The organism is Paracoccus sp. R12_2, from assembly GCF_017744015.1.
Taxonomy (GTDB): Bacteria; Pseudomonadota; Alphaproteobacteria; order Rhodobacterales; family Rhodobacteraceae; genus Paracoccus.
In genome coordinates this window covers 293,935-311,415 of the sequence record NZ_JAGHRA010000003.1, presented here as the reverse complement: position 1 = coordinate 311,415, position 17,481 = coordinate 293,935, and the positions used below count along the sequence as shown (strand labels likewise).

At 65.8% G+C, this 17,481-nt stretch carries 16 protein-coding genes; 7 read left to right on the top strand and 9 right to left on the bottom strand.

Annotation, left to right across the window (positions count from 1 at the left end; genetic code table 11):
- The first annotated feature begins 116 nt into the window (after positions 1-116).
- Both J7359_RS05840 and J7359_RS05835 read left to right on the top strand, forming a co-directional pair.
- Positions 117-1,100 carry a magnesium transporter CorA family protein gene (locus tag J7359_RS05840; RefSeq protein ID WP_209055594.1) on the top strand — a complete coding sequence of 328 codons (984 nt, stop codon included), beginning with the start codon at positions 117-119 and terminating at the stop codon, positions 1,098-1,100.
- 67 nt (positions 1,101-1,167) lie between these two features.
- The gene (locus J7359_RS05835) at positions 1,168-1,620 is read left to right on the top strand and encodes an acyl-CoA thioesterase (protein WP_209055593.1); all 453 of its coding nucleotides are present in this window, start codon (positions 1,168-1,170) and stop codon (positions 1,618-1,620) included.
- On the opposite strand, the gene J7359_RS05830 is transcribed toward J7359_RS05835, so the two are convergent.
- Positions 1,611-1,931: a TM2 domain-containing protein gene (locus tag J7359_RS05830; RefSeq protein ID WP_209055592.1), complete on the bottom strand. Its 321-nt coding sequence runs from the start codon at positions 1,929-1,931 to the stop codon at positions 1,611-1,613. The two genes, J7359_RS05835 and J7359_RS05830, sit on opposite strands and share 10 nt — an antisense overlap.
- A 222-nt stretch (positions 1,932-2,153) precedes the next feature.
- Between J7359_RS05830 and pheT the strand changes: the two genes are divergently transcribed.
- From pheT to J7359_RS05805, 5 genes are all read left to right on the top strand, one after another.
- Positions 2,154-4,541, top strand: a complete 2,388-nt coding sequence (pheT, locus tag J7359_RS05825; RefSeq protein WP_209055591.1) for a phenylalanine--tRNA ligase subunit beta — start codon at positions 2,154-2,156, stop codon at positions 4,539-4,541.
- A gap of 141 nt (positions 4,542-4,682) precedes the next feature.
- Positions 4,683-5,582 (top strand): siderophore ABC transporter substrate-binding protein, encoded by a 900-nt coding sequence (locus tag J7359_RS05820; RefSeq protein ID WP_209055590.1) that lies wholly within the window; start codon positions 4,683-4,685, stop codon positions 5,580-5,582.
- Position 5,583: 1 nt separating this feature from the next.
- The gene (locus J7359_RS05815; RefSeq protein WP_209055589.1) at positions 5,584-6,540 is read left to right on the top strand and encodes an iron chelate uptake ABC transporter family permease subunit; all 957 of its coding nucleotides are present in this window, start codon (positions 5,584-5,586) and stop codon (positions 6,538-6,540) included.
- Positions 6,537-7,481, top strand: a complete 945-nt coding sequence (locus tag J7359_RS05810) for an iron chelate uptake ABC transporter family permease subunit (RefSeq protein ID WP_209055659.1) — start codon at positions 6,537-6,539, stop codon at positions 7,479-7,481. The genes J7359_RS05815 and J7359_RS05810 overlap by 4 nt, the downstream gene beginning before the upstream one ends.
- Positions 7,478-8,239, top strand: coding sequence for an ATP-binding cassette domain-containing protein (locus J7359_RS05805; protein WP_209055588.1), 762 nt, complete (start codon positions 7,478-7,480; stop codon positions 8,237-8,239). Before J7359_RS05810 ends, J7359_RS05805 begins: the two co-directional genes overlap by 4 nt.
- A gap of 115 nt (positions 8,240-8,354) precedes the next feature.
- On the opposite strand, the gene ftsH is transcribed toward J7359_RS05805, so the two are convergent.
- From ftsH to tolQ, 8 genes are read right to left on the bottom strand one after another with little or no spacing between them, the layout of a single operon-like run.
- A complete protein-coding gene (ftsH, locus tag J7359_RS05800) occupies positions 8,355-10,247 on the bottom strand; it encodes an ATP-dependent zinc metalloprotease FtsH (protein ID WP_209055587.1) in 1,893 nt (630 codons plus the stop codon).
- A gap of 57 nt (positions 10,248-10,304) precedes the next feature.
- Positions 10,305-11,540, bottom strand: coding sequence for a tRNA lysidine(34) synthetase TilS (tilS, locus tag J7359_RS05795; protein WP_209055586.1), 1,236 nt, complete (start codon positions 11,538-11,540; stop codon positions 10,305-10,307).
- 10 nt (positions 11,541-11,550) lie between these two features.
- Complete coding sequence (locus J7359_RS05790) at positions 11,551-12,495, bottom strand: tetratricopeptide repeat protein (RefSeq protein WP_348524340.1); 945 nt, start codon at positions 12,493-12,495, stop codon at positions 11,551-11,553.
- Positions 12,492-13,025, bottom strand: coding sequence for a peptidoglycan-associated lipoprotein Pal (gene pal / locus J7359_RS05785; RefSeq protein WP_209055585.1), 534 nt, complete (start codon positions 13,023-13,025; stop codon positions 12,492-12,494). The genes J7359_RS05790 and pal overlap by 4 nt, the downstream gene beginning before the upstream one ends.
- A gap of 40 nt (positions 13,026-13,065) precedes the next feature.
- On the bottom strand, positions 13,066-14,385 hold the full coding sequence (gene tolB, locus J7359_RS05780) for a Tol-Pal system beta propeller repeat protein TolB (protein WP_209055584.1): 1,320 nt from the start codon (positions 14,383-14,385) through the stop codon (positions 13,066-13,068).
- Positions 14,386-14,445: 60 nt separating this feature from the next.
- The gene (locus J7359_RS05775) at positions 14,446-16,227 is read right to left on the bottom strand and encodes a protein TolA (RefSeq protein ID WP_209055583.1); all 1,782 of its coding nucleotides are present in this window, start codon (positions 16,225-16,227) and stop codon (positions 14,446-14,448) included.
- A gap of 3 nt (positions 16,228-16,230) precedes the next feature.
- The gene (locus tag J7359_RS05770) at positions 16,231-16,683 is read right to left on the bottom strand and encodes an ExbD/TolR family protein (RefSeq protein WP_209055582.1); all 453 of its coding nucleotides are present in this window, start codon (positions 16,681-16,683) and stop codon (positions 16,231-16,233) included.
- A 4-nt stretch (positions 16,684-16,687) separates the two neighbouring features.
- Complete coding sequence (gene tolQ, locus J7359_RS05765; RefSeq protein ID WP_209055581.1) at positions 16,688-17,383, bottom strand: protein TolQ; 696 nt, start codon at positions 17,381-17,383, stop codon at positions 16,688-16,690.
- Between the last annotated feature and the right edge of the window lie 98 nt (positions 17,384-17,481).

The following is a 17,481-nucleotide window of genomic DNA, read 5'->3' as shown; positions in this document are numbered from 1 at the left end:
CATCGCATTGGTCTCGAACGCGGGTCTTTTCTTTTCCGTGATGTGGTTTAACGATGCAACCCGGCCCGACGGGCGGGTGGCAGGCGCGCCCCCGCGCATCCTGACCGGAGAGACGAATGCTTTATGCCTACGCCACACGAAACGGCCGCATCGTCCGGCTGGACCGTGACGCTGATCTGAGCCAAGCCGACTGGATCGATCTGATCAAGCCAAGCGATAACGAGATCGCGGTGCTGCGGACCATGGGCGTGGACGTTCCCACCCTGGCCGATATGGAAGAGATCGAGATCTCGAACCGGCTGTATCGTGAAAACGGCATGGACTACATGACCGCCGTCCTGCCCGGAGAGCGCGCCGACGGCGTTCGCGCCGCCATGCCGGTCAGCTTCATCCTGTCAAAGCAGCGATTGGTGACCGTTCGTCACCATTCGCCCAGACCGTTCCTGACATTTCCCGAACGTGCCGAACGCTCGACCCTGGGCTGCGGGACCGCGGACCGGCTGTTTCTGGGCCTGATCGAGGAAATCATCGCCCGGCTTGCGGATATCCTGGAAGGAGCGGGCAGGGTGCTGGATGAAACAAGTGCGGGTGTCTTCGAGGCCCGCACATCCGGCGGGACCGGCAGGACTGGACGCGGCAGCGCGGATCGGTTGCGCCAGGCCCTCAGCATCGTGGGCCGCGAGGCCGAACTGATGGCCCGCGTCCGGTTGGGGCTGCTGACGGTCGAGCGGATCCTGGCGTTCTATATCTCGGTCATCGACGAACGAAGCGAAAGCGGCAAGCTGCGTCCGGTCATCAAGGGGCAGTTCCGCGATGTCCAGGCGCTGGAGGTGCACGCGGACTTCCTGTCATCGCGGGTCAGCCTGACCGTGGACACGACGCTGGGCATGATCAATCTGGAACAGAACAACACGGTCCGAATCCTGTCGGTGGTCGCAGCCCTGTTCCTGCCGCCGACGCTGATCGCCAGCATCTATGGAATGAACTTTACCAACATGCCGGAACTGGACATGCCATGGGGTTATCCCATGGCGCTGGGAATGATGTTGTGCACGGCGGTCGGGATCTGGCTTTTCCTGCGATGGAAGAACTGGCTTTAGGCGTGATTGCTTGCGCGGATGGCGAAATGCGCGATGATCGAAAGACGCCACGCAAAAGGAAGCCGTGATGCCACCGGACGATCTGGACGATGAGTCCGCGCAGCAGGACCGGCCGCCGCGCCGCAGCCCGACGATCCGCACCATCGCGATGCCCGCCGACACCAATCCTGCGGGCGATATCTTCGGCGGGTGGCTGATGAGCCAGATGGACCTTGCCGCAGGTACCGTGGCGGCCCTGACCGCACGCGGGCGCAGCGCGACAATCGCCGTCGAGGGGATGAAATTCCTGCGCCCGGTCAAGGTCGGCGACGAGGTTTCCCTGTTCGCGGATCTGGTCCGGGTCGGCCGCAGTTCGATGCATATCCGTGTTCAGGCATGGCGTCGGCAGCGGGAACAAGAAGCCAGCGAGAAGGTGACACAGGCCACCTTCACCTTTGTTGCGCTGGATGACGACGGGCGGGCGCGTCCGATCGACCAGTCAGGTCTTGCGGACAGCCAGCCCGAGCACGATCAGCGATAGCCGGCGGCTTCTGCGGACAGGCGCTGTCGCAGCACCGCCTGATCCTCGCGGATCATGCCGGGGATCAGGAACAGGTCAATCAGCGCCCAGATGCTGACGAAGGCGATGGGCACCCAGCCGATCAGGATCGGCGCGGTCAGCCATCCGACGCCCCACAGCAGCAGCATCAGAAAGCCGCTCATATAGCGGCCCAGATAGAATCTGTGCGCACCAAATCCCCAAAGAAGGATCGCCAGCAGGTAGGCCACGAAGGGCGATTTCGCCTCGTTCGTGACGCGCTGCTCGATCAACAGTTGCTGGCCCGTGTTCATCGGTCTTCAATCCTCACATCCTGCGGGGCCGATGTTGCGCCCCCTTACATTAGATAGTGCGCCAAGGGCGATCCGCAAGCCGCGCGGTCTGATGGTGTTCTCTGATGAATGCCGCTCGGACGCTTGGGGCCAAATCGCGGCGCGCCCTACCATTCCGCCGCGCCATGCGCTAGGGAACCGGGCAAAGGTTGACGGGCGCGGACCCGAACGAACGGTTGCGACATGAAATTCACGCTTTCCTGGCTCAAAGAGCATCTCGACACCAACGCGACCCTGGGTGAGATCACCGAGGCGCTGACCGATCTGGGCCTCGAGGTCGAAGAGGTGGCAGATCCGGCCGCCAGGCTGAAGACCTTCACGCTGGCCAAGGTGCTGGACGCAAGCCAGCATCCCGATGCCGACCGGCTGCAGGTCTGTCGCGTGCTGACCGACGAGGGTGAGAAGCAGATCGTGTGCGGCGCACCGAACGCCCGCGCAGGGATCACGGTCGTTCTGGCCAAACCCGGCGACTATGTGCCCGGCATCGACGTGACGCTTGGCGTAGGCAAGATTCGCGGCGTGGAAAGCCATGGCATGATGGCGTCCGAACGCGAACTTGAACTGTCCGATGAACATGACGGCATCATCGAACTGCCCTCGGGCGAGGTCGGGCAGCGATTTGTCGATTGGCTGGCCGGCAATGCGCCCGAGAAGATCGACCCGATGATCTATGTGAAGATCACGCCCAACCGACCCGATGCGCTTGGCGTGCATGGCATCGCGCGGGATCTGGCCGCGCGCGGTCTTGGAACGCTGAAGCCGGTGCCCAAGGCCAAGGTCACGCCGGGCTTCCCATGTCCGATCGACGTGAAGATCGAGCCGGAAGTCGCTGACAAGGCGCCGTTCTTCAGTGGCCGTGTGGTGCGCGGCGTCAGCAACGGCGCAAGCCCGGACTGGCTGCAAAAACGGCTTCGGGCCATCGGGCTGCGGCCGATCAACATGCTGGTCGATATCACCAACTTCTTCACTTACGATCTGAATCGACCGCTGCATGTGTTCGACGCGGCAAAGGTCAAGGGCAACCTGACCCTGCGCGCCGCCCGCGAGGGCGAACGCATCGTGGCGCTGGACGACAAGACCTATGATCTGCCTGCCCATGCCGTCGTGATCTGCGACGAGTCCGGCCCCGAAAGCATCGCCGGAATCATGGGCGGTGCTGCGTCCGGTGCCGACGACGACACCACGGATGTGTTCATCGAGGCCGCCTATTTCGACCCGATCAGCACCGCCACGACGGGCCGCGCGCTGAAGATCAACTCTGACGCGCGATATCGTTTCGAACGTGGAATCGATCCTAACTTCACGTTGCATGGACTTGATCTTGCGACGCAAATGGTGATCGATCTTTGCGGTGGAGAGGCGTCCGAGATCGTGACCGCCGGAGAGACTCCGGTCACGGACCGCGCCTACCGCCTGGACCCGGCCAGAACCACCAGTTTGGTCGGCCTTGAGATTTCCCCCGAAACCCAGCGTGCCACGCTGCAGGCACTTGGCTTCCGGCTAGCGGACGACATGGCGCATGTGCCGTCCTGGCGCCCCGATGTGCTGGGCGAGGCCGATCTGGTCGAGGAGATCGCCCGTATCGCCAGCCTGACCAAGCTGGAGGGCAAACCTCTGCCGCGTCCGCAGCCCGGTGTGCCGAAGCCGATCCTGACGCCCTTGCAGATCCGCGAGAAGGCGGCGCGCCGGCAGGCCGCCGCGCTGGGGTACAACGAATGCGTGACCTACAGCTTCATCGACGAAGCTGCGGCGGCCCTATTCGGCGGGGGCGGCGATGCCGTACGAGTCGAGAACCCGATCAGCAGCGAGATGACCCATCTGCGGCCCGACCTTCTGCCGGGCCTGCTGGCCGCGGCGGCGCGTAATCAGGCGCGCGGGTTCGCCGATCTGGCACTGTTCGAGATCGGTCCGGTCTTCGCAGGCGGCGAGCCGGGCGAACAGGCGACGCAGTTGACCGGCCTGCTGGTCGGATCGAACGCGCCGCGTGATCCGTTCGGAAGCCGCCGAAAGGTGGATCTGTACGACGCCAAGGCGGACGCCGAATCCGTGCTGTCCACGCTCGGCGCGCCGGCCAAGGCACAGATCAACCGCAAGCTGGATGGCTGGTGGCATCCGGGCCGCGCGGGCAATGTCGCGCTGGGTCCGAACCTGCTGGCCAGTTTCGGCGAGATCCATCCCAAGGTGCTGCGCGAGATGGACGTGAAGGGTCCTGCCGTGGCCTTCACCATCCGGATCGCGAATATTCCGTTCCCGAAGGCCAAGACCGCCTCGCGCCCGGCGTTGGAAATCTCAGAGCTGCAGGCCGTCGAACGCGATTTCGCTTTCGTCGTCGATCCCGGCGTCGAGGCGCTGTCGCTGGTCAATGCAGCCCAGGGGGCCGACAAGGCGCTGATCCACAGCGTGACCGTTTTCGACCAGTTCACCGGGCTTGAGGACGGTCGCAAATCCGTCGCGATCACCGCGCGACTGCAGCCGCGTGACAAGACACTGACCGATTCCGAGATCGAGGCGGTCAGCCAGAAGATCATCGACAAGGTCCAGAAGGCCACGGGCGGCGTCCTGCGCACCTGACCGGCATGTGGATGGGGATACTGGCCCTGCGTGGGGCCGGTATCGTGACGACAGGCCTTGCATTCTGCTTGTTTCCGAGTTTTTTAGTCGGCAATCTGGCGGCCTCGTCCGTGCGGACCCGATTCAGCAAGGAGACGAAGGATGAAGGCGATAGCCTGTATGCTTGCGCTGGCGATGCCGATTTCCGCCGTGGCGGAACAGGTCACGATCCCAACCGCGGCCGGTGAGGTCAGCGCCCCGGTGCAGCCCAAGCCAGTCGTCGTGCTGGATCTGGCCGCGATCGACACGCTGGCCGCGCTGGACGTGACGGTTGACGGCGTCCCCGACATCAAGCCGCCTGCCTATCTGGCACAGGCGATGACGGCCCCGACGGTGGGAACGTTGTTCGAACCAGATTTCGAATCAATCGCGGCGATGGCCCCGCAACTGATCGTGGCCGGTGGCCGTTCTCAGGGTCAGGTCAAGGCGTTGTCAGCCATCGCGCCGACGCTGGACATGACGATTCCGGGCGAGGATCTGGTGGCCGAGGCGGAATCCCGGCTGGCCGCATATGGCGCGATCTTTGGCAGGCAGGATCGTGCCAAGGTGCTGCAAGCGCAGCTTGAGCAGCGGTTGGAGGCGGCCAGAAACGCTGTTGCCGGAAAGGGCGATGCCCTGATCCTGATGACGAATGGCGGCAAGATCTCGGCCTATGGAGCGCATTCCCGATTTGGCTGGCTGCATCAGCGGCTGGGTCTGCCCGAGGCTCGTCCTGGCATGACCGCGGCCAATCACGGCGAGGCTGTCTCGTTCGAGTTCGTCGCGGATGTCGATCCCGACTGGCTGCTGGTGATCGACCGTGGCGCGGCGATCGGCCAAAGCGGCGAGGCTGCGGCGGCGACGCTGGACAATCCGCTGATCGCGGGCACCACCGCGGCGCAGAAGGGGCAGATCGTCTATCTGGATAGTGCCGCGATGTATCTGTCCGGCGGCGGCTATCAGGCGACCATGATGACACTGGACCAGATGATCGAGGTGTTTTCGGCCGCCGCGGACAGCTGAGATGCGTTTGGCCATCTTCATGGGCCTGCTGCTGCTTATCGGGCTCAGCCTTGGCATCGGCGCGGCTGATCTGGGCGGCGATGCGGATACCGGGCTGGTCATCGCGGTCAGCCGGATCCCGCGCACCGCCGCCGCCTTGCTGGCCGGGGCGGGGCTGGCGCTGAGCGGGGCCGTGGTCCAGCTTGCCGTGCAGAACCGTCTGGTCGAACCCGGCCTGACCGGCACGCCCGAAGCCGCGATGCTGGGCCTTCTGGCGATCACGCTGATCCTGCCGGGCGCGCCGATCATGGCCAAGATGGCTGCAGCCTCGGTCGCCGCGATGGCGGGAATGGCGGTGTTCCTGCTGCTGGCCCGGCACGTGCCCCGACAGGATCCGATGCTGTTGCCCCTGGTCGGGCTGATCTATGGCGGCGTGTTCGGCATGGGCGGCATCCTGGGGTCGACTGCGACCTGGTTCGCGTGGAACGCGGATCTGATGCAATATCTGGGTGTCTGGCAGACCGGCGAATTCTCGGGTGTGCTGCGCGGGCGATACGAGCTTCTCTGGCTGATCGCGGGGCTTGCCGGTGTGCTGTATTTCTTTGCCGACCGGATCACCCTGTTGGGCATGGGCGAGGATCACGCGACCAGCCTTGGCCTGAACGCCCGTCAGACGATGCTGGTGGCGCTTTGCATCGTGGCCGCGACCATCGCGGCGGTGGTGGTGACGGTCGGATCGATGCCGTTCGTGGGGCTGGTGGTGCCCAATATCGTCTCGCGCTGGCGTGGTGACAATCTTCGCGCGAACCTGCCGCTGATCGCGGTTGCAGGGGGCGGGCTGCTGCTGGCCGCGGACATTCTGGGACGGGTGATCCGCTGGCCCTATGAAATCCCGGCCTCGACGATCGTCGCGGTCGCCGGGGCCGGATTGTTCCTGTGGCTGATCCACGCGGCGCCGCGACCCGCCGGATCGCGATGATGCGCTGGCGGCTGGCCCTGCTGGTCCTGCTGCTGCTGGCGGCGGTGGCGCTGTTCCTGCTGTGGGGGCTGCGTGCGCCCTACGGTTTCATCCTGTCGCTGCGCGGGACCAAACTGCTTTCCCTTGCGCTGGTCGGCGCGTCGGTCGGCGCGGCGACCGTCATGTTCCAGACCGTTGCCGCGAACCGGCTGCTGACACCGGGAATCGTCGGGTTCGATTCGCTGTTCATCCTGTTGCAGACGACGCTTGTTCTGACGCTGGGGGGAACGGGTTATACCGGTCTGGCAGCGGTGCCGAAATTTCTGATCGAGGCGTCCTGCCTGGTCGCCGCCTCGTTGGCATTGTTCGGTTGGGTCCTGCGCCGCGGCTCCGACGACATGATGCGTCTGATCCTGACCGGGGTCATCCTGGGCGTATTGATGCGCGGTCTTGCAGGCTTCATGCAGCGCATCCTTGATCCGTCCGAATTCGCGATCCTGCAGCAGGCCAGCTTCGCCACATTCGGCGCGGTCGAGCCGATGAAGCTGGCCATCGCCGCGCCGCTGTTCGTCGGCGTGCTGGCGCTGTCGATGCGACTGGCGCCGGCGCTGGATGTCGCCTTGCTTGGCCGGATCAGCGCACTGGGGCTGGGGGTCGATCACGACAGGCTAGTGCTGGTGACGCTTGGACTGATCTCGGTTCTGGTGGCCGTGGCGACCGCGCTGGCCGGGCCGGTGACGTTTCTGGGCCTTCTGGCCGCAGCATTGGCCGGTGCGATGATGCGCCGCCACGAGCATCGTTATCTGATTCCCGCCTCTGCCCTGATCGGCGCACTGATCCTTGTCGCGGGACAGTTCGTCTATGAACGACTGCTGGGGCTGCAATCCACGCTGTCCGTCGCGGTCGAGTTCGCGGGCGGCATCCTGTTTCTTGTTCTTGTCCTGAAAAGGCGCCCGACATGATCCATCTGGAAGACCTGTGCATCGACCGCGATGGCCGAACCGTCCTGCACGGACTGCAGGCGCGAATTCCCCGGACCGGATTGACCGCCCTGATCGGACCGAACGGGGCCGGAAAATCGACGTTGCTTCACGCCATGGCGGGGCTGCTGCCAGCCGCGCAGGGGCGGGTGATGGTTGGCGATACGGATATCGCCGCCGCCCGCCCGCAGCTTCGGGCGCATCTTGTCGCGCTGCTGACGCAAAGCCCGATGATCGTGCCGCGGCTGACTGTCAGCGATCTGGTCGGCTTTGGTCGCTGGCCGCATCATCGGGGCCGTCCCGGCCCGCATGACAGGGATCTGGTTCAGGCGGCACTGACCGAGTTCGACCTGCAGGAACTGGCAGGGCGCAGCATCGACAGCCTGTCGGGCGGGCAGCGGCAGCGTGCCTATGTCGCCATGGCGTATGCCCAGGCGACGCCGTGGATGCTGTTGGACGAGCCGCTTTCCGCGCTGGATCCGCGCTATGCGCGCGACATCATGGACCGGCTGTGGTCGCTGTCCAGGCCCGGCCCGGATGCGCGAGGCGTGGTGATCGTGCTGCATGATCTGGGGATGGCCGCAAGATACGCTGATTGGGTTCTGAGCCTGCGCGACGGCCAGCTTGTCCGCAGCGGGCCCCGGGCCGAGGTGATGACCAGCCGGGATCTGAGCGATCTGTTCGACACAAGCCTCGCCGTCGAGGAATGCCGGGGCCACCCGGTGGTCGTTGCCGTCTGAAAGGCGGCGATGCCCCGTGCATGCCCCGACAAGGGGACAGAAACGCGAAACGCGGAGGCGATCCGTCGATCTGCCTCCGCGTCCATTTCAGTCCCATGATCCTGACTGAAAACCGTCAGGCAGGGGCGGGATCGCCACCCGGCGCGGCCGGTTTCCCGGCCTTGGAAATCGCCGTCACCGAGGGAATGCCGCTGCCGGGCGTGTCGTCGTCGCCCCCCAGCGCCTCGCCGCGGATGATCTTGCCGATCTCCTCGCCGGTCAGCGTCTCGAATTCCAACAGGCCCTGCGCCAGACGTTCGAATTCCTCGTTCTTCTCCAATAGGACGCGCCGGGCCTCGACATAGCCTTCCTCGATCAGGTCGCGGACTTCCTGTTCGATCAGCTCCTTCGTCGCCGCCGAGACCGAGAAGCCGCCAGTATTGCCGGAATAGCCCTCATGCGCCTCGGCATAGTCGATATTGCCGACCTTGTCCGACATGCCCCAGCGCATGACCATCGCCCGCGCCAGCTGGCTGGCCTGCTGAATGTCGCCCGCAGGGCCGTTGCTGACGCCTTCCTCACCATACTTGATGATCTCGGCGGCCTTGCCGGCCATGGTCATCGCCAGCTTCTGCTTGGCCTCGTCCTTGTGGAAATTCAGCCGATCCATTTCGGGCAGCGATACGACCATCCCCAGCGCGCCGCCGCGCGGAATGATCGTCGCCTTGTAGACCGGATCGCATTTGGGCATCGACAGACCGACGATGGCGTGACCGGATTCGTGATAGGCGGTCTTTTCCTTCTGCTCGGGGGTCAGGACCATGCTGCGGCGCTCGACGCCCAGCATCACCTTGTCCTTGGCGTTCTCGAAATCCTCCATGCTGACGAAACGCCGGCCGATCCGGGCGGCCATCAGCGCCGCCTCGTTCACCAGGTTCATCAGGTCGGCACCCGAAAAGCCCGGCGTGCCGCGTGCGATGATGCGCAGATCGACATCGGGGCCGACCGGCACCTTGCGGGAATGCACCGACAGGATCTTTTCGCGGCCCTTGATATCGGGATTGGGAACATGGATCTGACGGTCAAAGCGGCCGGGGCGCAGCAGGGCAGGGTCCAGCACATCCTTGCGGTTGGTTGCCGCGATGATGATGATGCCCTCATTGGCCTCGAAGCCGTCCATCTCGACCAGCAGCTGGTTCAGCGTCTGTTCGCGTTCGTCATTGCCGCCGCCGATGCCGACGCCGCGTGACCGGCCCACGGCGTCGATCTCGTCGATGAAGACGATGCAGGGGGCGCTTTTCTTGGCTTGTTCAAACATGTCGCGGACGCGCGAGGCGCCGACGCCGACAAACATTTCGACGAAGTCCGAACCCGAAATCGTGAAGAACGGCACGCCCGCCTCGCCGGCGATGGCGCGGGCCAGCAGGGTCTTGCCGGTGCCCGGAGGACCGACCAGCAGCGCGCCTTTCGGGATCTTGCCGCCCAGGCGGCTGAATTTCTGCGGGTTGCGCAGGAATTCGACGATTTCCTCAAGTTCCTCCTTGGCCTCGTCGATGCCCGCCACGTCGTCAAAGGTGACACGACCGTGCTTTTCGGTCAGCAGCTTGGCGCGCGACTTGCCAAAGCCCATCGCGCCGCCTTTGCCGCCGCCCTGCATGCGGTTCATGAAGAAGATCCAGACGCCGATCAGCAGGATGAAGGGCAGCCAGACACCCAGCAGGGACATGAAGCCCGACTGCTGCTGCTTGACGACCTTCACCTCGACATTCTTGGCGATCAGCTTGTCGGCGATTTCCTCGCCCTGCGGCCGGACCGAGACATATTGCTGACCGTCACTGCCGGTGATCTGAAGGTCCTCGCCGTCGATGGTCACCGCCGAGACCTGATCGTTGTCCACGCGTTCGATGAAGTCGGAATAGCTGATCTGGCGGCTGTTCATCGTCGCGGTTCCGTCGCTGAACAGGTTGAACAGCGCCAGAATCATCAGGAACAGGACGACCCAGAAGGCCAGGTTGCGTGCGTTGCCCAAAATGGGTCCTCCGGCGGAAATCGGTTTAGGATGAAAATAGGGATTATCGCCGCAGGTTCAATGCGCCATCAGCAGACTGCGAAAATCCGCCGCGTCGCGGACCGGCCGAATCCGGATATTCGCAGCGGGCCGCAGCAGCGGCGCGGCGATCAGCCTGCCGTCCTGACGGATCGCGGGGCTTGCGGCGGCGTCGTCCCGGGACAGGCCGCGCCCACGCCAGGCGATCTCGCGCAGGGACGGGAATCCCAGCGCGGAAACCGTCTGACCCGGGGTCAGTCCGTCGATCTTCCAGCGATTGTCCCAGACGGGGCCGCAACCGTCCCCGGCGCGGATCGCCGCTGCGGGCTCGCGCCCGATCCGGATCCGGTCGCCTGCCGGTTCGATCAGCGCGCCGTCAAGTGTGACCCGGCTGCCGGATGCCAGCGCCTGCAAGGCATGCAGCAGGGTGGCACGGCGCGGGGGATAGTCGGCGCCGGTGATCCAGCGGCAGGCCGCGACCAGCAGGCGGCGTCGGATTTCCGTCGGCGCGTCGCGAAGCGGTCGTCGGGACAAGATGATGCGACCGTTTTCGATTACGGCCTCTGATGCGGCTTCGGCGGCGTAGTGGGCCAACGCATCACGCGCCGCACCGATATGTTGGGCCGCCCGCGCCAGCGCCGCCGTATCAAGACCGATCGACGCGATCGCCTTGCGGACTCGGATGCGGTCGAAGTCGTCATTGTCGTTGCTGGGGTCGTCGATCCAGCCGATCCCGCGTCCGCGCAGCCAGTCGCGCAACTCGTCCCGGCCCACATCCAGCATGGGACGCAGCCAGCGCATCCCGAAGGCGTCGCGCCAGTCCGCCATTCCCGCCAGCCCGTCGATGCCAGACCCGCGTTCCAGCCGCATCATCAGCGTTTCGGCCTGATCATCGCGCGTGTGGCCCAGGACAACGGCAGGAAGGTCGTTGCGCCGTGCCCAACCCGACAGCAGCCGCAGCCGTGCGTCGCGGGCGCTGGCCATCAGGTTGCCTGCGGTCGTGTCGCGCTGCCACAGAAGGGTGGCGTGCTGCAGACCCAAGGCCAGCGCCGAGCGATGCACGTGATGCGCCTCGTCCGCGCTGGCCGCGCGCAGGCCGTGATCGACGGTGGCGATCATCACCCGGCGTCCGCACGCCCAGTCCGCGATGATATGCATCAGTGCAATCGAATCGCCGCCGCCCGAGACCGCCACACCCAGCGCCGGCATGTCGCCGGCCAGCCGGTCCAGCGTGTCGCGGATGCGCGCGGATGGATCGGCGGCGCGCGTCGTCATGATGCCGGGATCACTCGTACTCGGCCAGGTCGGCGGCAGCCTCGGGGTCCAGATCCCCGAAATCGACGGCGCCGTCCGGCAGGGTGGGATCTGCGCCTGACAGGCCAAGATCCAGATTGCCGCAGTTCAGTACCGTCATCCTGCGTTCCGCCTCGGCCGCATGTTCGCTGCCGGGAAAACGCGCCGGGATCTCGGCCAGATACAGGCAGGCGGCCATCGGATCGCCGTCGGCGGCGATTACCCGCGCGATACCCAGAAGGCTTTGCGCCGCGCGCGGCCCGTCGGGCGCCGCCGCAAATCCTTCCAGCCATGCGGCGGCGGCGGCCTTGGGTTTACCGCCGCTGTCCAAGGCCGCGCCCCGCAGGAACAATGCCTCGGCCGTCAGCGGGCCGCCGGCGTGCTTGTCGGCGACCGCCCCGAACAGTTGCGCCGCGCGCTGGAAATCCCCGCTTTTCAGCGCCTCGTTGGCCATGTCGAAATCGGCCTGTTCCGCCGCTGTCGTCGCCTTTTCCGTGCCGTCCGGCATGACATCGGCTGGCTGTGACGGTGCCACCTGGACTGCCGTCGCCCCGCCCGAGGCCAGACCGCCCAGTTCTGGCGTGGTCAGCGCGCCCAGGTCGCAGGTTTCGTCCATCTCGCACAGCCGGAATTCTATATCTCCGATCCGGCGTGTGCCGTCTTCGACGATCCGGTTGATCCGGTTCTGCAACTGCTCGGTCTGGCCGGTCAGTCGTGCGATCTGCTGTTCCATCCAGTTCATGCGGTCGATGGCGCTCTCGCCGCCTGCGGCCTGGAAACCGGACGCACCCGAGGCCACAAGTTCGGCGCGCAGGGACTGAAGATCGCTGCGCAGTGACGACAACTGGCCACGCAGATCGGCCAGCGTCGGTTCCTGTGCCGCGACCGGCAGGGCCAGCGGCACCAGGATCAACAGTGCGGCCAGCCCGCGAATCACGATCCGGCCCCGGTTTCGCTGACGACCGTCACGACCCGGCGATTCTTGGCATAGCACGCCTCGTCCGAACAGGTCTCGGCCGGTCGTTCCTTGCCGAAGCTGAGGGTGCGGATCCGGTCGGAGCCGACCCCTTGGGCGATCAGGTATTCCTGCACTGCACTGGCGCGGCGCGCACCCAGCGCGAGGTTGTATTCGCGTGTGCCGGTCTCTTCGGCGTGGCCCTGAAGGACCGCCGAGAAATTGCCGTGCTTGTTCAGCCATTCGGCCTGCCGCGCCAGCACCGCGCGGGCATCCGGCGTCAGCGCGGTCTGGCCAGAGGGGAACAGGACGGTATCCCCGACCTGCTGGCTGAAATACTGCGCCGATGCCTCGGCACCAAGCGTGCCCCCGGCCAGATCGCCCTGATACAGGGCGCCGGAACCGGAATTGGCGTAGGGATCATAGACCTGCTGCGCCGGCGGCGCGGGTTGTGCGCAGGCTGCAAGGATCAGCAAGCAGGCGGCAGAGGCGGGCTTCATCCAGGGGGGCATCGGGTCATCCTTCGGGCGATTCTCGCGTCGGTCGGCTTGTTCACGGCATCAGCGGACCCCAAGACGGGTCCGAGGCAGCAAAGTCAAGATCAAGCGGCCGCATGTTCCGGCCGGTGATGTCCACCGAATGCAGCCGGGGCTGACCGTTGCCGCCCGGTGTCACGCGCGTGAACATCACAACGCGCCCATTGGGCGCCCAGGTCGGACCCTCGTCAAGGAAAGATTCCGTCAGGTTTTTCTCGTTCGAGCCATCGGTCCGCATGACGCCGATATGGAATTTCTCGCCGACCTGGTGGGTATAGGCGATCATGTCGCCCTTGGGCGACCACGCGGGCGAGCCATAGCGCCCATCGCCGAAGCTGATCCGCGTGGGTTCGCCACCCTCGAGGCCGACGATATACAGTTGCGGCGTGCCGGAACGGTCGGATTCGAACACGATCCGCTTGCCGTCGGGGCTGAAGCTGGGCGATGTCTCGATCGAGGGCGCGTCGGTCAGGGCGCGTTGCGCCCCGGTCGCGGCATCCATCAGGTAGATGTCTGTGTTTCCGCCCTTTTCCAGCGAATACACGACCCAGCGCCCATCCGGGGAATGACGCGGCGCAAAGGCCATGCTGTCGCCGCTTTGGGTCAGTGGCCGCGAGGACACGCTGGCCACGTCCATCACCCGGATCTGGGGAAAGCCGCTGTCATAGCTGACATACAGCAAGGACTTGCCGTCGGGCGAGAATTGAGGAGCCAGGACCAGCGAGGAGCTGTCGGTCATCCACAGCGTGTTGGCGCCGTCGTAATCCATCACGCCGATCCGTTTGATCCGGGCGTTCTTGGGCCCGGTCTCCTGCACGAAGGCCACGCGGCTGTCGAAATACGGTGCCTCGCCGGTCAGGCGCGAATAGATCTGATCGGCGATCTTGTGGGCGGCACGACGCCAGTCACCGGCGCGGGCGTCGAACTGCATCCCGTCGCCCTGCTGTTGGCCCGCGAACACGTCGAACAGCCGGAACTTGACGCTGATATCCTCGCCGGCCTGGGTCACCTCGGCGGTCACCAGCGCCTGTGCGTTGATCGCACGCCAATCCTCGTAGGCGATCGCATCGGAAAAACTGTCGGGCCTTGCGATCTGCGCGTCAGCCGGGATTTCGCGGAACAGTCCGGTCCCGGTCAGATCCGAGGCGACCACATCGCGGACCTTCCGGGCCACTTCGTCATCGCCGAAGAACGCGGGGATCGCGATCGGCATCGGTTCGACCACGCCGTCGGTGATCTCGATGCGCAAGGGGACGTCCTGCGCCAGTGCGGGCAGGGCGGTGAACGGGGCGGTGGTCAGGCCAAGGGCCAGGGCAAATGTCAGGGTCCGGAACATGTCGTCCTCTCTAGTCGTATCGGCGGCGGCGCGAAACCCGGTTATCGTGCCTATGCGCCATCATTCGAATCCGATGCCGTCGGGGCGAAAATCAACAATCACTTCGCGCCAGCGGCCGTATTTTCCGGGCGGAAGCTCATAGCCGCTGCGCCCGCACATGATGATCGCGCGGCGCGCGACCTCGAAAGCGTTCTGGGCAGCGGTCTGTGATCCGCCGCGTTGATCGACCATCCGCAGGCTGGCGGGGTCGGGCCGTCCATCCGGTGTCATCCTGAACTCGACCGAGACATCCATCCGCGCGGCCTCCAGCGACAACGCGCCGACGTTCCAGCATTGCTGGATCGCGGTTCTGAAACCGTCGCGTTCGGAAATCGAAAGGGGCTGGCCAAGCGGCGCAGCCCCCCCGGTTCCGGTCTCGGCCTCGGACCGCTGATCCGGGTCGGGCAGGGGCGTCGGCGTGATCGGCACCGGGTTCAGTTGCAGCGGATCCGGCTGAGGCTGAGTCTCGGCGTCCGGCGTGTCACCGCTGTCCTGCGATGTGCTGCCCGACAGCGCGCCCGACAGTGCAGCCGCCAGCGGATCCTGTGCCGCCGACGCACCGTCGCCGCCTTCGATGCGCTGCCGGTTGCCGCCGACCGTGTCGCCGGTCGAGGCCGTGTCCTGCCCCTCGGCGCCCGCATCGCCATCCTGGGCCTCGCGAAGCGCATCTTCCAGCGCCTGCCGGTCGGCAGCCTCGCGTTCTTCTGCCTCGCGTTCCGCAGCGGCGCGACGTTCCTCTGCCTCTTGGGCTGCGCGCTCGGCGGCCTGCCGTCTTTCCTCAGCCTCCGCGGCCTCTTGGGCGGCGCGGCGTTCCTCTTCTTCGCGCGCGGCTTGTTCGGCTTGCCGGCGTTCCTCTTCGGCGCGGCGCTCTTCAGCTTCGCGCGCGGCCGCCTCGGCCGCTTGGCGTTCTTCCTCGCGGCGGGCTTCTTCGGCCCTGCGTTCCTCTTCCGCCTGCGCCTCGGCGGCCTGACGTTGCCGTTCCTCGCGCGCCGCCTCCTGGGCCTGACGCTCTGCCTCGGCCTGCGCCTCGGCTTCTGCTTGTGCGGCGACTTCGGCTTGCTGGCGTTCACGCTCGGCTGCGGCCTGTCTTTCGGCCTCCTGGCGCGCGGCTTCCTGCGCCGCCTGTCGTTCCGCTTCGGCCTGCGCTTCGGCTTCGGCAGCTGCCTGCCGGGCGGCTTCCTGCTGCGCAGCGATGCGTGCCTGATATGCCTCGACCAGGTCTTCGGGCCGCTCATTCGGGCGGGGAGAGTCGTCCAGCGCCAACGCCGAACGGGGCGGAACCGGAGCGGCGGCTTCGTCTTGTGCAGGTGCCGACGGCGGGGCAGGCGGCAGGGCCGCCGAGGGCGCAACCGTCGCGGCTGGCGTGTCGGGCACGGTTTCCTGTGGCTCGGGGGCGGGCGGTGCCTCGGGCAGGTCGCTGGCCACGTCGATCGGGTCGCGATCCTGGAAATCGCTCAGATCCGGCTGCGCGTCAGAACCGTCGTCCGGTTGCGCAAGTTCCTGCGCCGCATCTTCTGCATCGGGTGCGCTGGCGTCGGCCGGTGCTTCGCCGGCCGTCTCCTCGGTTTCGGGTTCAGGCATCGTCGCGACGGCCGTCGCCTCGCTGGAGACCGGCCCGGCCCCGCGAGAGGCGGCGGCGTATTCCTCGAACTCCGCGCCGCTCATGGTGGCGACCTCGCTGGTTCGGACCGGCATCGAAGGCTGCGGCCTGAACAACGCACCGCCCAGAAGCGCCCACAGGATCAGCGAAAGATGCGCGATCCCCGAAACCCAGTATCCAATGCGGCCGTCGCGTTCCTCCATGGATCAGCCATCCATGCGCGGGCCGCCGGTATCGGTGACCAGCACGATATTGGTGTATCCGGCGGCGTTCAGCGCGCCCATGACCTGGACCACGCGGGCATAGGGGATCGTGCCGTCGGCGCGCAGGAAGATCTTGTCGCTCTGACGTTCCTCCAGCACGGCGCGCAGTCTGCCGACGACCTCTTCATCGCCGACCGGCTCGTTCATCAGCGTGATCGCGCCCTCTGCGGGGATCGAGATGACCAGCGGCTCCTCGGGTTCCGAAGGCACGGCGGTTGCCGCGGTCTTGGGCAGGTTCAGGGGCACGCCAGAGGTCATCAGCGGGGCTGCCACCATGAAGATCACCAGCAGCACCAGCATCACATCCACGAAAGGCGTGACGTTGATCTCGGACATGGGGGAGTTGCGCCGCCGCCCGCGGCCCTTCCGGCTGACCCGTTTGACGACGTCGGCCATCGGATCAGGCCTCGCCGTCAAGCTGCCGTGACAGCAGGGTCGAAAATTCGTCTGCGAAGGCTTCCCAGTTGCCGACCACGCGTTCGGCGTCGCCCGACAGCTTGTTGTAGAAGATCACGGCGGGAATCGCCGCCAGAAGGCCAAGCGCGGTTGCCAACAGCGCCTCGGCAATGCCGGGGGCCACGACGGCAAGGCTGGTGTTCTGCGACATCGCGATGCCTTCGAACGCGGTCTTGATGCCCCAGACGGTGCCGAACAGGCCGATGAAGGGGGCGGTCGATCCGACCGTGGCGAGGAATGACAGTCCCCGGAAAAGACGGGATTCTTCGCGCTGGATAGAGACGTTCATCGCCCGGTCGATCCGCTGAACGCCACCGGGGATCAGTGCGCCGTCATCGCGGTGGCTGCGCCGCCATTCGGTCATGCCGGCGGCGAAGATACGTTCCGAGGCACCCTTGGGGCGTTCGCCAAGCCGGTCATACAGATCGTCCAGCGGCTCGCCCGACCAGAAGGCGCGGTCGAAGCGGGCGGCCTCGCGCCGGGATGCCGCGAAGGCCAGGAATTTCTGGATGATGATCGCCCAGCTCCAGAAAGAGGCGACGATCAGCAGGATCATCACGATCTTGACCGTCAGCGAGGCGCGCGCGAACAGCGCCACCAGCGAAAAATCGAGGGCCTGCGCGGCCTGAATGGGTTCCATCGTCACTGCCTCATCTTCACGAGCGCCGTTTTGCCGGGCCTTCTAGCCCTTCTCTAGCAGCGGTTTTAACCCCTGCCGCAACACAATGCCGTCAATTC

What these genes read in the sequence shown, in the direction of transcription:
- tilS (WP_209055586.1), bottom strand. Translation starts at nt 11,540, where the DNA reads ATGACGACGCGCGCCGCCGATCCATCCGCGCGCATCCGCGACACGCTG.
- J7359_RS05775 (WP_209055583.1), bottom strand. Translation starts at nt 16,227, where the DNA reads ATGGAGGAACGCGACGGCCGCATTGGATACTGGGTTTCGGGGATCGCG.
- J7359_RS05815 (WP_209055589.1), top strand. Translation starts at nt 5,584, where the DNA reads ATGCGTTTGGCCATCTTCATGGGCCTGCTGCTGCTTATCGGGCTCAGC.
- J7359_RS05840 (WP_209055594.1), top strand. Translation starts at nt 117, where the DNA reads ATGCTTTATGCCTACGCCACACGAAACGGCCGCATCGTCCGGCTGGAC.
- J7359_RS05835 (WP_209055593.1), top strand. Translation starts at nt 1,168, where the DNA reads ATGCCACCGGACGATCTGGACGATGAGTCCGCGCAGCAGGACCGGCCG.
- tolQ (WP_209055581.1), bottom strand. Translation starts at nt 17,383, where the DNA reads ATGGAACCCATTCAGGCCGCGCAGGCCCTCGATTTTTCGCTGGTGGCG.
- J7359_RS05820 (WP_209055590.1), top strand. Translation starts at nt 4,683, where the DNA reads ATGAAGGCGATAGCCTGTATGCTTGCGCTGGCGATGCCGATTTCCGCC.
- pheT (WP_209055591.1), top strand. Translation starts at nt 2,154, where the DNA reads ATGAAATTCACGCTTTCCTGGCTCAAAGAGCATCTCGACACCAACGCG.
- J7359_RS05770 (WP_209055582.1), bottom strand. Translation starts at nt 16,683, where the DNA reads ATGGCCGACGTCGTCAAACGGGTCAGCCGGAAGGGCCGCGGGCGGCGG.
- J7359_RS05810 (WP_209055659.1), top strand. Translation starts at nt 6,537, where the DNA reads ATGATGCGCTGGCGGCTGGCCCTGCTGGTCCTGCTGCTGCTGGCGGCG.
- pal (WP_209055585.1), bottom strand. Translation starts at nt 13,025, where the DNA reads ATGCCCCCCTGGATGAAGCCCGCCTCTGCCGCCTGCTTGCTGATCCTT.
- J7359_RS05805 (WP_209055588.1), top strand. Translation starts at nt 7,478, where the DNA reads ATGATCCATCTGGAAGACCTGTGCATCGACCGCGATGGCCGAACCGTC.
- J7359_RS05830 (WP_209055592.1), bottom strand. Translation starts at nt 1,931, where the DNA reads ATGAACACGGGCCAGCAACTGTTGATCGAGCAGCGCGTCACGAACGAG.
- tolB (WP_209055584.1), bottom strand. Translation starts at nt 14,385, where the DNA reads ATGTTCCGGACCCTGACATTTGCCCTGGCCCTTGGCCTGACCACCGCC.